At 61.3% G+C, this 13,651-nt stretch carries 9 protein-coding genes; 7 read left to right on the top strand and 2 right to left on the bottom strand.

What is annotated here, in order from left to right; all coding sequences use genetic code 11:
- Window position 1 precedes the first annotated feature (1 nt).
- On the top strand, window positions 2-1,648 hold the full coding sequence (locus ACIPQ1_RS10395; protein ID WP_446534048.1) for a cyclic peptide export ABC transporter: 1,647 nt from the start codon (window positions 2-4) through the stop codon (window positions 1,646-1,648).
- A gap of 462 nt (window positions 1,649-2,110) precedes the next feature.
- Here the strand turns inward: ACIPQ1_RS10395 and fhuF are convergent, their stop codons facing one another.
- Window positions 2,111-2,794, bottom strand: a complete 684-nt coding sequence (gene fhuF / locus ACIPQ1_RS10390) for a siderophore-iron reductase FhuF (protein ID WP_250963381.1) — start codon at window positions 2,792-2,794, stop codon at window positions 2,111-2,113.
- Between the two features lie 199 nt (window positions 2,795-2,993).
- Between fhuF and ACIPQ1_RS10385 the strand changes: the two genes are divergently transcribed.
- The 4 genes from ACIPQ1_RS10385 (at window position 2,994) to ACIPQ1_RS10370 (ending at window position 8,755) form a co-directional block, all read left to right on the top strand.
- A complete protein-coding gene (locus ACIPQ1_RS10385) occupies window positions 2,994-4,697 on the top strand; it encodes an ABC transporter ATP-binding protein/permease (RefSeq protein WP_411387332.1) in 1,704 nt (567 codons plus the stop codon).
- Between the two features lie 424 nt (window positions 4,698-5,121).
- Window positions 5,122-6,981, top strand: coding sequence for an ATP-binding protein (locus ACIPQ1_RS10380; RefSeq protein ID WP_446534047.1), 1,860 nt, complete (start codon window positions 5,122-5,124; stop codon window positions 6,979-6,981).
- A 92-nt stretch (window positions 6,982-7,073) separates the two neighbouring features.
- Window positions 7,074-8,306, top strand: coding sequence for a porin (locus tag ACIPQ1_RS10375; RefSeq protein ID WP_250963384.1), 1,233 nt, complete (start codon window positions 7,074-7,076; stop codon window positions 8,304-8,306).
- 11 nt (window positions 8,307-8,317) lie between these two features.
- Entirely contained in the window at window positions 8,318-8,755 is a 438-nt protein-coding gene (locus ACIPQ1_RS10370) for a phosphate ABC transporter substrate-binding protein (protein ID WP_446534046.1), read from the top strand.
- An 11-nt stretch (window positions 8,756-8,766) separates the two neighbouring features.
- Here the strand turns inward: ACIPQ1_RS10370 and ACIPQ1_RS10365 are convergent, their stop codons facing one another.
- Entirely contained in the window at window positions 8,767-11,139 is a 2,373-nt protein-coding gene (locus ACIPQ1_RS10365) for a bifunctional diguanylate cyclase/phosphodiesterase (RefSeq protein ID WP_411387328.1), read from the bottom strand.
- Window positions 11,140-11,438: 299 nt separating this feature from the next.
- Between ACIPQ1_RS10365 and ACIPQ1_RS10360 the strand changes: the two genes are divergently transcribed.
- Both ACIPQ1_RS10360 and ACIPQ1_RS10355 read left to right on the top strand, forming a co-directional pair.
- Window positions 11,439-12,449 carry a response regulator gene (locus tag ACIPQ1_RS10360; protein WP_411387327.1) on the top strand — a complete coding sequence of 337 codons (1,011 nt, stop codon included), beginning with the start codon at window positions 11,439-11,441 and terminating at the stop codon, window positions 12,447-12,449.
- Window positions 12,450-12,452: 3 nt separating this feature from the next.
- The gene (locus tag ACIPQ1_RS10355) at window positions 12,453-13,406 is read left to right on the top strand and encodes a diguanylate cyclase (protein ID WP_446534045.1); all 954 of its coding nucleotides are present in this window, start codon (window positions 12,453-12,455) and stop codon (window positions 13,404-13,406) included.
- The last annotated feature ends 245 nt before the right edge of the window (window positions 13,407-13,651 follow it).

The following is a 13,651-nucleotide window of genomic DNA, read 5'->3' as shown; positions in this document are numbered from 1 at the left end:
AATGGATCTGTTGTTACTCATGGCTAAACGCTCCTGGCGCGCACTGCTGGTGGCGACCCTCACGGGTCTGACCTGCGGCCTCGCGGCAGCCGGCCTGATCGCCAACATCAACCACAGCCTGGAGGTGTTCGATACGCTGCGCCCGGTGGATGGCCTGCTCTTCGCCGGCCTGGTGGTGTTGGTCGCGGTGTCGCGGATCATCTCCGACATCAGCCTGCTGCGCCTGGGCCAGGCGGCGGTCAACGACATGCGCCTGCACCTGAGCGCCAAGCTGATCGACACGCCCTACGCGCAATTGCAGCGCCTGGGCAAGCATCGCCTGCTGGCGATGCTTACCGACGATACGCAAACCATCAGCCAGGCCGTGGAGTTGGTGCCGATCCTGTTGGTCAACGTCGGGATCATCGCCGCGTGCCTCGCCTACCTGGGCTGGCTCAGCATGCCGCTGCTCGGCCTGACACTGCTGCTGATCGCCTTGGGCAGCCTGAGCTTTCACTGGCCGCAACGCCGGGCCCTGACCTCGATCTCCCGTGCTCGTGAGCTCAAGGACCAGTTGTTCAATCAATACCGCCTGCTCACCGATGGCAGCAAGGAACTGCAACTCAACCATCCGCGCCGGCAGCACTTCTTCACCCGCCTGCTGATACCGGTGAGCCAGCAATACCGCCGCGATTTTGTCCGGGGGATGAGCATCTACGCACTGGTCCTGAACTGGGGTAATGCCGTGTTCTACCTGCTGATCGGTGTGGTGTTGTTCGCCGCGCCGCATTTCATCGACCTGAGCGCGAGCCTGGTCACTGGCTATATCCTGGCGATCCTCTACATGATCACGCCATTGTCGGAACTGATGCATGCCTTGCCGACCCTCGGCCGGGCCAGCGTGGCCCTGAACAAGATCCGCGCCCTGGAAGGCGAGATGCAAACCGCCGACGAGACCCTCGACACGATCTCGCCGACCCAGGTCCGCAGCCTGGTGTGCCGCCAGGTCACCCACACCTACTACCGCGAGCGCGAGGACGGGCACTTCACCCTGGGCCCCATCGACGTCACCCTCAATGCCGGCGAAGTGGTGTTCATCACCGGCGGCAACGGCAGCGGCAAGACCACCCTGGCCTTGTTGCTGACCGGGCTGTACCGGCCGGAAAGCGGCGAGATCATGCTCGACGAGCAAGTCTCCTCGAGCAATGACAACCACCATTACCGGCAGCACTTCTCGGCGATCTTCACCGACTTCTGCCTGTTCGAGAACCTGTTCGATGGCGACGATCCGCACTTGGTGAAACAGGCGCAGGACTACCTGGTCCACCTACAGCTGGACCATAAGGTGCAAATCGAGGAAGGCAAGCTGACAACCCTGGCGCTGTCCACCGGGCAACGCAAGCGCCTGGCGCTGCTCAGCGCCTATCTGGACGACCGCCCGTGCTATCTGTTCGACGAATGGGCCGCCGACCAGGACCCGGTGTTCAAGCACTTTTTCTACACCCGGATCCTGCCGGACCTGCGCGAGCGCGGCAAACTGCTGATCGTCATTTCCCATGACGACGCCTACTTCGGCCTGGCCGACCGGTTGATCCGCATCGAACACGGTAAGCTCAGCGAAGTTGCCCCACAGGCTGATGCCGCGCCCATGGCTGAAATGCTGTCTTGAGCAAACCCTGTAGGTAATGCTGTTCACTCAGGAAAAACGGCGCTTGTTTCAGAAATGAAAAGCGCCGTTTTTTTTGAAAAATCTACTCGCCTTTTTCCAGACGGGCTTGGTGAGTCCGCGTTTCCCCTGTGTGGGCTTGCTCGCGAAAGCGGTGGTCAGTTTGCGGTGATGTTGGATGTGCCGGCCTCATCGCGAGCAAGCTCGCTCCCACAGTGATTCTGTGTCGGACATGAATTTTGTGTTCACCGCAGATCCAGTGTGGGAGCGAGCTTGCTCGCGATAGCGGTGTACCAGTTTGCAGTGATGTTAGATGTGTCGGCCTCATCGCGAGCAAGCTCGCTCCCACAGTGGTTCTGTGTTGGACATGAATTTTGTGTTCACCGCAGAATCACCTTAAGTAAACAGCATTACAACAATGCGGGGAGACGTCTGGCCGAGGCTGTTCAAAACCTGCGCTCATCCCTACTCATAGATGTAATGCAGGTAGCTCACCTGCTCCGCCACTGGCAGGCGGTGCAGCTTGGGGCAGGATTCGCAGAGCACGGGCGGTTGGCCTTCGACCGGCTCGTGCAGTTGGTAATGCAGGCAGCAATGCCGGCGCAAGGGCAAGCTGGGGCAAATCTGCGGCGCCGGAGACTCGACCATGCGTTGCAGACCCCGCAGTTTCAAGCGGCCATTGTTCACCGTGACGGGCTCCAGCCACTGGTGCGCCTCGGCGAAACCCTCCCTGGACAGGTCCGGGTCCATCCTGGCGAAGGCGCCGTCCCAGATGGCGACGAAGTTGCCCCACAATATTTTCGGGGCCAGGCCACCGGCGGCGGCCAATGTGCTGAACAGTGGCGCCAGGTGCTCATGGACCAACCGTGACCAGTAAGCCGCCCGGTCATCCGCGGCCAAGTCCGACAGCCCGGCAGCCAGGCCCAGCGCCGCCGGTTGGCCGTCGTCGTGCAACAGCTGCGCGTCCTCGCCCCAGAACTCGATGGCGCAGCGACGCGTCAACACGCAGGCCAGGGTGGCGGGCAAGACAATGCTCATGTAGTTCATCGACCACTGCGACACCACGGCGGCACGGTTCACCCCCGGGTAACGCAGGGCGAATCGGGTCAGCAAGGGTTGCAGCACGGCAGGATCGGCAAGCTGGCTCAACGCGATGGAAGGCTGATCGCCAGGTGCCTGCCGGATGACCCGCTGTATCGGCGGCCAGGCCTGGTTAAGCCATTCTGGAAATTCGATAACGGGGCTCCCGTGGCTTTCCCTAATTAATGCAAACGATTAGCATTGGCTGATCCTATCCTCCCTCCCCTGCAAACTCAACGTCGTTAGCGACCAGGCTCATCAAGACTCCATGCACACACTCCGCAACTTCTGGCGTCTCGCGCGGCCTTTCTGGGCTTCCGAGGAAAAGTACCCGGCCCTGTGGCTGCTGTTGGCCACCGTGCTGATGACCCTGTGCCTGGTCGGTGTCAACATCCTCACCAACTTCTGGAACCTGCATTTCTATAACGCCTTGCAGGCCTTGGATTACCACGGCTTCCTGATCGGCAGCCTGCAATTCATCCTGCTGCAGATCGGCACGGCGGCCTTTACCGTGGGCGCGTTTCACTTTCAGCAAAAGCTGACCATCCGCTGGCGTCGCTGGGCGACCCGCAACATGCTCGATCAGTGGCTGGGCAGCCAGCGCTACCAGAAGCTGAAATTGACCGAAACCGATGTCGACAACCCCGATCAGCGGATCGCCGAAGACATCGACCTGTTCATCGTCAAGTCACTCAAGTTGAGCCTGGGCCTGTTGACGTCGGTGGTGTCGCTGTTTTCCTTCCTGCATATCCTCTGGCAAGCCTCCAGCCTCGTCAGCGTGCCATTCAACGATCAGTCGTTCGTCATTCCGGGACTGCTGGTGTGGATCGCCCTGGTGTATGCGTTCCTGGGCACCGGCCTGGCCTTTTGGCTGGGCCGCGCCCTGCCCAGCCTCAATTTCATGCAACAGCGGCGTGAAGCGGACTTTCGTTTCTCGCTCATCCGCCTGCGGGAGAACGCTGACTCGGTGGCGCAATACCGCGGCGAAGTCGTGGAGAACGAACGCTTCAACCGTCGCCTGGACGCGGCGCTGGAAAACTTCTGGGCGCTGGTGAAGAAACAGAAGCTGATCATGGGCTACTCGACCTTCTATTTGCGCAGCGCGACGGTCATCCCGATGTTCATCATGGCACCACAGTTCTTTGCCGGCGCCTTTCCCCTCGGCCGCCTGACGCAGATAAGCGCGGCCTTCGGCGAAGTGCACGCGGCCATCGCCTACCTGGTGAGCGTGTTCCCGGAACTGTCGGAATGGAAATCGGTGATCGACCGCTTGGTCGGCTTCCAGGAGCGCCTGGATAACGTCGAGGTCAAGTCCCAGGTCAGGCACGAACAGCAGGCCAGCGGTCTTGATATCAAGGACCTGGACATCTGGCTGCCCAATGGCCGGCCGTTGTTCAAAGGTTTCAACCTGTCACTCAAACCCGGCGACAGCCTGATGATTAGCGCACCATCCGGCTACGGCAAATCGACGCTGATCCGCACGATCACCGGGCTGTGGCATCACGCTCGCGGCTCGAGTGGCTATGACCGCGAGCGCGCCCTGACCCTGTCGCAAAAACCCTACCTGCCGCTGGGCAGCCTGCGCGAAGCGCTCTGGTACCCCAACCCGCCCCGTCGCGACGAGGATGCCGCGCTACGCCAGGTCATGGAGCAAGTCGGCCTGCAACACCTGGCCGATCAGTTGGAAGAGGAGCGGGACTGGTCACAGACCCTCAGCATCGGCGAACAGCAACGCTGCGCGTTCGTCAGGGCCCTGCTGGCCCGGCCCACGGTGCTGTTCCTCGACGAAAGCAGCTCAGCGCTGGATGCGGCAAACGAAGCGCGTTGCTATCAGCTGCTCAGGGAGACGCTGCCGGACACGATCCTGATCAGCGTCGGGCACAGCGCTTCCCTGGAGCACTTCCATTGGCACGTCCTGGAGCTAAAGGACGAGGCGCAGTGGGTGCATCGCAAGGTCAAGCAAGCGGTGTGAACCCGCATCCTGTGCCTACGAAATAGAGCATGGGAAAGATAGATCTGTGGCGAGGGAGCTTGCTCCCGCTCGGCTGCGCAGCAGTCGCAAAAGCGGTGTCCGCGGTGTGCCTGGCGAAACGGTGTGGCTGATTTGGGGCCGCTGCGCAGCCCAGCGGGAGCAAGCTCCCTCGCCACAGGATGCACTTGGGTCACAGGGTTCAATTCAAAATATGCCCTCTTGCTGCGCAATCAGATCCCTGAAAAAGCGCAAATGACCTGCGCGACACTCCATCCCTCTTCGCATAATTGGCATGCAGAGTTTGTGGTCTATAGTCAGACACATCCAGGCTCTTTCGCTCGGGCCTTCAGGAGCAACACCCCCTCGAGCCGTAACCGTGTCGGATGCTCACCAGCCTCCGGTCGAACAATGCAGGGAGCAAGCCATGCCGATCCAGCGGCCCGAGACACTGGGGTTGGCCCCTGGCACCGCTCATTGTGCAGAAGCCGATGGCGGTACCGAAGCCAGCACGCTTCGGCGTTTCTTCGACCAGGCCAAGGAAGCCTACATCCTGTTCCCGTTGCTGGCTGCCCTGCTGCTGGTCGTCTGGAGCGCCACCCTCTACCTGATCAAGGTTGAACATCTTCGCGCGCAGCAGAGCGCCGCGACGGCCAGCCTGGAGATGGGCGCTACCTACGAAGCGCAAATGTTGCGCGCCATCCATGAAATCGATCAGACCCTCAAGCTGGTCAAATACACCTTTGAGACCGAGGACGAGCCCAATCCCCTGCGCCGCCTCCAGGAGCGGGCCTTGTTGCCGCCGGCCTTGGTGTTCGACGTCAGTGTGGTCAATCCGGACGGCCGGCTCGTGGCGAGCACGCGGGTCAACGACCGGGAAAATATCGCTGACCCGGATGAACAGCAAACGCTGCGGCACAGCGATTCGTTGTCCATCAGCCATCCATGGAAAAGCCCAATCACTGGAGAATGGCGCTTGCGCTTCAGCCGGCGACTCGATGCCGCGGATGGCAGGCTTTCCGGGATCGCCAGGGTCGAAGTGGATGCTGCCTATTTCGTCAGCAGCTACGACGCCTCGAAACTCGGCGACCAGGGTGCGCTCGGGCTGCTGGGTACGGACGGCATCTTTCGCGTACGGCGCACCGGGGAAACGCTATCGGCCGGCGATGCGGTCAATTACACGGCGGTGGTGCCGGACGCTGAAAACACCGAGGCGAAGCTCTCGATCAACGGTTGGGACGGCGTGCGGCGCTACACCAGTGCCCGCCAGCTCTACGATTTTCCACTGGCGGTGATCGTCGGGTTGTCCGAGGAAGAACAGCTGGCCGCGGTGAACCAGCAAGCGCGTACCTATCTGTGGCGTGCCGCGGGCGGCAGCCTGGTGCTGGTATTGCTTGTGGGCCTGCTCGCCCGGATGAGCTGGCAGCTGGCGCAAAGCCGCTTGCGCGCCGCCGAAGCCCAGGTCCAACTGGCCGCGGCCGCACGCCAGGCCGGCATGGCGGAAATCGCCACCAATGTGCTGCACAACGTCGGTAACGTGCTTAACAGCGTGAATATCTCCGCCGATCTGGTCACCCGCAAACTGCGCACCAGCAAGGCCTTGGGGCTTGGCAAGGCGGTGCAAATGATGAACGAGCACGCCGAAGACCTCGGCGATTTCATCTCCCACGACGACAAAGGCAAGCTGTTGCCCGGCTACCTGAACCAGTTGGTGGACGCACTGGCGATCGAGCAACAGAGCATGACCGAAGAACTCGGCCAACTGAGCAAAAGCGTCGATCACATCAAGGAAATCGTCGCCGCCCAGCAATCCTATGCGGGTCCATCCAGCCTCGCCGAAACCGTGCAGGTCAAGGACCTGATCGAGGATGCCCTGCGCATGAACGCCGGCATCATCGCGGCGCATCGGATCACCGTGGTGAGAAACCTGGCCGACACGCCCTTGCTGCAACTGGACAAGCACCGTGTGCTGCTGATCCTCATCAACCTGATAAAAAACGCCAGCAGGGCGATGGGTGACCGATTGGAGCCGGCCCCTCAAATCATCCTTCAGAGCGAGATTCCCCAGGACGACACTTTGGTCATCAAAGTCATCGACAACGGCGAAGGCATCGTGCCCGAGAATCTGACGCGGATCTTTGCCCACGGATTTACCACACGCAAGGATGGCCATGGCTTTGGCCTGCACAGTTGCGTCCTGGCGGCCATGGAGATGGGCGGTTCGCTGGAGGCCCATAGCGATGGGCCGGGAACAGGGGCGACCTTTACGCTCAAACTGGCGATCTAGACTAGGCTTCGCTGGGTAATGGCGCGCAGTTTCAGCCGACCGTACAAGGAACAGACGAATGGCGATCCACGCAACGAGGTCACCTTGAGCCCATGGTGAAAAAAAACAATACCTTGGCCTTGGTCGTCGTGACGCTGTACGCCGGCGGCGCCAGTGCCGACGCTACCGAGACGTTCTCGCTGAGCAGTTTCGGCACGGTGGGGATCGTCCATTCCAGCGAGAAAAAAGCCGACTTCACGTCCAGCATCTTCAAGCCCAACGGCGCCGGGCATTCGCGCAACTGGAGCGCTGACGTCGACAGCCTGATAGGCGCCCAACTGACGGCCACCTTCACCCCGCAGCTTTCGGCCGTGGTGCAGGTCATTTCCGAGCAGCGCTACGACAACAGCTACCGGCCCTTCGTCGAGTGGGCCAACATCAAGTACCAGTTCACGCCGGATTTCAACGCGCGCATTGGCCGTACTGTGTTGCCGACCTTCCTGGTGTCCGACACCCGTAAAGTGGGCTATACCCTGCCCTGGGTACGCGCGCCCATGGAGGTCTACAGCCTGATGCCGATCTCCAGCAGCGACGGCATCGATGGCAGCTACCGGTTTCATGTCGATGCAATCATCAATACCGTACAGGCTCACTACGGCCAGACCGACAGCCGGCAGCCCGACGGGGCCGGCAAGGCACTGACGAGAAACTTCTGGGGAATCACCAATACCACCGAGTTCGACGTGCTCACCACGCGCATCACCTACATGAAAGCCGACCTGACCCTGGAGCAGTTCAATTCACTCTTCGACACGTTCAGAGCGTTCGGCACAGAAGGCATCGCCATTGCCGATCGCTACGACTCCGATGACACCCCCGTCGAATTTCTCGGCGTGGGCGCCAGCTACGATCCGGGCGACTGGTTCGTCATGAGTGAATGGGGGCGTCTCGATAGCCGCTCCGGCCTGGGCCGCACCAGTGCCTGGTACATCAGCGGCGGGTACCGCATCGAAGCGTTCACCCCCTACGTCACCTACGCACGCTCCCGGACCGAAACCGAAGTCTCCAGCCCGGGCCTGACGATAGCGGCCTTGCCACCGGCCTTGGCGGGCACGGCCGCCGAGCTTAACGGTGCGCTCAATTCGGTCTTGGGTTCGAACGAAGGCCAGCAGACCCTTTCCCTGGGTATGCGCTGGGATTTCACCAGGAACATGGATGCCAAAGTGCAATTCGATCACACACGTTTCAAGGGCCACTCGGTCGGTCCGTTGATCAATCCCCAACCGGACTTCACGTCGGGGGGCTCGCTCAACGTCATCAGCCTGGCTGTGGATTTTGTCTTCTGATGGAGCAGGCCATGTGGGTTGTGAGATTCATCGGATTCGCTGTGGCGGGGCTCGCCCTGGGCGCCGCCAGCGCTGCCGTCAAGGCCGACGTGGTGGTGGTCGTCGCCATGTCCAGCCCGGTGAAGACACTCGCGCGCAATCAGGTGGCGGATATTTTCCTGGGCAAGGCCAGTCGTTTTCCCGGTGGCGGCCAGGCGATTCCCATCGACCAGACAGAAGATTCCCCGACCCGCGATGAGTTCTACACAACGATCACCGGCAAGTCCGCAGCCCAGCTCAAGGCGCACTGGTCAAAAATCATCTTCACCGGCAGGGGCCAGCCGCCACTGGCGGTTTCAAGCGGCACGGAAGTCAAGAAACGTATTGCCGAGAACCCCGACACCATCGGCTATATCGACGCGCGGGAGCTGGATGACAGCGTCCGGGCACTGCCGCTCGAGCCGCAATGAATGGCGAGTCCTTACGGATCGAGGTTTGGATCAGTTGCCTGGGCCTGCAGCAATAACTTGAACTGATCGGCGGGAATCGGCCTGTTGAAATAGAAACCCTGGAACTCATCGCACGCATTGTCCCTTAGGAAATCGGCCTGCTCCTTGGTTTCCACGCCCTGGGCCACCACGGTCAGGCTGAGGGTGCGGCCCATCGCGATGATGGCCTCGGTGAGGGCTTTGTCTTCCGACACGCTGCTGGTGTCGCAGATACACGAGCGGTCTATCTTGATGACATCCAACGGAAACTGTTCGAGGGCAGAGAGCGACGAATAGCCGATACCGAAATCATCGATGGCGATACGGACCTGCAGGCGCTTGAGCCCGGTCAACACACTCAGCGCCCTCTTGACGTCCTGCATGAGCAGGCGCTCGGCGATTTCCAGTTCCAGCAGGCGCGCATCCATACCGGTTTCGGCCAATATCTCGGCCAAATCCGCCAGCAGGTCCTCATCGGCAAACTGCCGTGCCGTGAGGTTCACGGCGACGCCCAGGTGCGGCAGGCCTTGTCGTTGCCAGGCGACGTTTTGCTGGCAGGCGGTCTTGAGCACCCACTTGCCGATCGGCACGATCAAACCGGTCTCTTCCGCAATGGGGATGAACTGCATGGGCGCCACGATTCCCAGGTCGGGATGATTCCAGCGCAGCAGCGCTTCCATGCCGGTGATCAGGCCACTGCGAATGTCCCGCTTGGCCTGGTAATGCAGCTGGAACTCCTGGCGCTCCAGGGCGTGGCGCAGGCTCAGCTCCAGGGTCAGCCGTTCCAGGGAATCGGCGTTCAGTTTCGCGGAGTAGAACTGGAAGTTGTTCTTGCCACGTTGCTTGGCCTGGTACATCGCGATATCGGCGTTTTTCGTGAGGGTCTGCTCGTCCAGGCCATCCTGTGGAAACACGCTGATCCCGACGCTGGCAGTCACCCGAAACTCCTGGCCCTGAAGGTTGAAAGGCCGGGCAATCGCACCAAGGACTTTCTGCGCGGCGCTCGCCACGTCGTTGTCCTCCGACAGCTCCGGCAGCAGGATCACGAATTCGTCGCCGCCCAACCGGGCCACCGTATCGCTGCTGCGCAGACACGCCTCGAGACGCTGCGCCACCTCCATGAGCAGTTGATCGCCGGCATCGTGCCCCAGCGTGTCATTGACTTGCTTGAAACGGTCGAGGTCAAGGAACAACACGGCCAATTGCCGATCGTAACGGTCGGCCTCACGGATGCTCTGGCTCAACAGCTTGCTGAACAGGCTGCGATTGGGCAATGCCGTGAGGCCATCGTGATAGGCCAGGTACTCGACACTTTCCGCGTAGGCAATTTTCGCTTCGCCCGCACGCAAGCGGCTTTGCGCCAGTTGCCAGCTCATCCGCGCGAGAAGTCCCGCCAACAACACCAGTAGCAGGCTGGCGCCCGCCGCGCGCCAGAGATAGCGCTGCGCCTGCCGGGTCACCGCAGCCAGTTGTTCTTCCTCGGACAAGCCGACGATCACCGCCAGCGGAAAGTCGTAGAGCTGGCGGGCACTGGTATAGCGCCGCACACCGTCCCATGGGTTGATCGCGCGTACAGCCTCGGTGTTTTCCGTATCCGGCACCACGCTGGCGTAATCGATCGGGTCACCGGCCGAGATCGTTTCCCCACTGCGCCGTGCCCGGAAGATGCCGTCGATGCCCAGCAGGCCGAGCAAGCCGTGGTCGCCCAGTTTCGAGGGGTCATAACTGCTGACGAAATAGGCCGCGTCGACCTCGATCATGGCGATCCCGGCGAACCCGCCATTCCCTTCATCGAGCCGCCGACTGAAACGCAATGTCCACTCCCCCGTCGCCGGGCTTTTCCACGGGCGGCCAATCGACAGCGCCGTGTCCGGCCCTGGCGTTTGCAGCGCGTCCTGGGCCATCCTGCTTCCGGCCTCGCTCGGCTGGGTACTGGCCACGACCCGGCCGCTGGCATCGACGACGCTGACGTCAAACAAGTAGGGAGAAGGCAGCAAACCGCGTGCCTTGAGCTTGGGCAACGGGTTGGGCTCGCGCTCGGACTCGTAGGTGTACTTGACCAGCTTGAGGGTCTGGTCGATTTCACGCACCGCCCGCAGGATCTGCGCTTCGTAGGTGGCGCCGATTTCCAGGCTCGCTTCGGCAATCCCCTGCTGCGCACGAGCGTGTTCGACCTTGATGAGGTACAGGGTACCGGCCCAGATGAGCAACAGCAGCAGGGCCGCCAGCAATGGGAACAGGATATAGGCTTCCCTGGCCTGGTCGAAACCGCGCCGAAACAGATTGTTCGTCACATCGGCCCGGGCGTTTTCTCGATGGACGACACTCGGGGCCGACGTCATGACACTCGCCCGTTGGATCGCCATGGTGTGCTCCCTGCATTGTTCCCACTGACGGACTGCGGGTCACCGACCGCCTGCGGAAAACTATAGACCACAAACCGCGCCCGCCACGCCCAATCGCGCGCCGACCGTGGCTTTGCCCAGGATTCGATGACGAAGTGCAGTTGACGTCCCTGACTTATTGGTCCAGTTTCAATACAACCGTGTCCAGCAGTGCCTGGTGCTGGACACCACGCTTGATAAACCCGATTCGTTAATCAAAAGGGTCTTTGCAAGCCTATGAATGACGTACGCAGCACCTCCTCTCCTGCCATTGAAATTCGATGGATGTCCTTGTGTCGTTGATCCCTCTGGTGGTGTGTGACGACTCCAACATGGCGCGCAAACAGGTGTTGCGTGCCCTGCCGGCGGACTGGCCGGTTTCGGTCACCGAGGCGACCAACGGGCGCCAGGCCATGGACGCCATACGCCAGGGCCTGGGCCACGTGGTGTTGCTCGACCTGACCATGCCGGAGATGGATGGCTACCAGGTGTTGAACGCCTTGCGCGACGAGGGCTTGAAGGCGCAGGTGATCGTGATTTCCGGTGACGTCCAGGATGAGGCGGTGCGCCGCGTGCTGGAGTTGGGCGCCCTGGCGTTCCTGAAAAAGCCGTTCGACGAAAACGACCTGCGCCAGACGCTGGCGCGGCTGGGGCTACTGGCCCAACCCGGGCAGGTGCCGCCGCAGAATCGTTCGGCCACGAACGTGGCCATCGGTTTCCACGATGCATTCCGCGAGACCGTCAACGTGGCCATCGGCCGGGCGGCGGCGCTGATCGCCAAGGTGTTGGGGGTCTTCGTGCAATTGCCGGTGCCGAACGTCAACCTCCTCGAGGTCGGTGAATTGCACATGGCCTTGAACGATGTCGGCAGTTCCCAGCAACTCACCGCCATTTGCCAGGGGTTTATCGGCAGCGGCATCGCCGGCGAAGCCTTGCTGATCTTCCACGATTCGGAAATCGCCGATATCGCGCAATTGATGCAGCGCCAGAGCGCCGACTATTCGGACCTGGAAATGCTGCTGGACCTTTCCAGTGTCTTGATCGGCGCGTGCCTGAGCAGCATTGCCGAACAGATCGACGTGGTGTTTTCCCAGGGCCACCCGCAGATTCTCGGCCAGCACGCCGCCATCGAGGAATTGATCCGGGACAACAGCAAGCACTGGAAAAAGACCCTGGCGGTGGAAATCAGCTACAGCCTGGAGGGGCACGATATTCGTTTCGACCTGTTGTTGCTGTTCACGGAGGACTCCATCGAACGGTTGACCCATAAACTTGCCTACCTGATGAACTGAGCCATGAGCGAATCCATCGATCTGAACGAGTTCCACTGGTTGCTGGCGATCGTTCAGAGCATCGACGTCGGGGTGGTGGTGCTCGACCGCGAGTACCGCGTGCAAGTCTGGAACACCTTCATGGAGAACCGCTCCGGGGTGCAGCCCAAGGACGCCCACAACCAGCATTTTTTCAGCCTGTTCCCTGAAATCGATCGCCAATGGTTCAGCCGCAAGGTGGAAAGCGTCGCGACCCTGGGCACGCCGGCGTTCACGGTCTGGGAGCAGCGTCCGTACCTGATGCGCTTCAAGAGCTACCAGCCGATCACCGGCCAGGAAGCGTTCATGTACCAGAACACCACCCTGCTGCCGCTGCGCTCGCCGGACAACACCATCAAGCACATCTGCCTGGTGATCTATGACGTCACCGACGTCGCCACCAACCGGCATCAGCTCCAAGCCGCCAACGCACAGCTGCAACTCCTCTCCAGCACCGACCGGCTGACGGGGTTGTACAACCGCGGTCATTGGGAGAGCAACCTCAAGGCCGCCTATGCCCGGCACCAGCGCTACGGCAATGCGTTGAGCCTGGTGATGCTCGATATCGATCACTTCAAGCGGGTCAACGACACCTACGGCCACCAGGCGGGCGACAAGGTCATCGAGCATGTCGCCAGGCTGCTGCGCGAGCATGTACGCGAATCCGACGTGGCGGGGCGTTATGGCGGGGAAGAGTTCGGCGTGGTGCTGTCAGACACCGACAAGGCCGGCGCCCGGATTTTTGCCGAGCGTATGCGCCAGGCCGTCGAAGCGCTGGAGGTGCAGTACAACGACCAGGCCATCCGTTTCACCATCAGCCTGGGCGTGGCCGACCTGAGCCAGCCCGCGAACGACCACGCCGACCTGATCGCCAGGGCGGACCAGGCGCTGTATACCTCGAAGAAGACCGGGCGCAACCGAGTGACGGTGCATGACTAGCGAGCCCGCAACGGCTCAGTGCCCGATCACACCCAGTCCATCCAACACCAGCTCCTGTGGCGAGGGAGCTTGCTCCCACAGAGGGCTGGTAGCGCCACAAAAATCGAGGACAGCCATACGGCGTTTTTCAAGGTAGTTGTCGCGTCACCGTTTTGTTATGCCACTTTTGCGATCACAGTAAGCTCTCTTTCAGGGTTCAGATACACCGTCCCGACTGGCCTCCAGTTACGTGTTTCTCCTGACCA

It is taken from the genome of Pseudomonas sp. LARHCG127 (assembly GCF_052871455.1).
This window is presented reverse-complemented; position numbering and strand designations above follow the sequence as displayed.

Coding starts and splice junctions, on each gene's coding strand:
- ACIPQ1_RS10395 (WP_446534048.1), top strand. CDS start 2: ATGGATCTGTTGTTACTCATGGCTAAACGCTCCTGGCGCGCACTGCTG.
- ACIPQ1_RS10385 (WP_411387332.1), top strand. CDS start 2,994: ATGCACACACTCCGCAACTTCTGGCGTCTCGCGCGGCCTTTCTGGGCT.
- ACIPQ1_RS10380 (WP_446534047.1), top strand. CDS start 5,122: ATGCCGATCCAGCGGCCCGAGACACTGGGGTTGGCCCCTGGCACCGCT.
- ACIPQ1_RS10375 (WP_250963384.1), top strand. CDS start 7,074: ATGGTGAAAAAAAACAATACCTTGGCCTTGGTCGTCGTGACGCTGTAC.
- ACIPQ1_RS10370 (WP_446534046.1), top strand. CDS start 8,318: ATGTGGGTTGTGAGATTCATCGGATTCGCTGTGGCGGGGCTCGCCCTG.
- ACIPQ1_RS10365 (WP_411387328.1), bottom strand. CDS start 11,139: ATGGCGATCCAACGGGCGAGTGTCATGACGTCGGCCCCGAGTGTCGTC.
- ACIPQ1_RS10360 (WP_411387327.1), top strand. CDS start 11,439: ATGGATGTCCTTGTGTCGTTGATCCCTCTGGTGGTGTGTGACGACTCC.
- ACIPQ1_RS10355 (WP_446534045.1), top strand. CDS start 12,453: ATGAGCGAATCCATCGATCTGAACGAGTTCCACTGGTTGCTGGCGATC.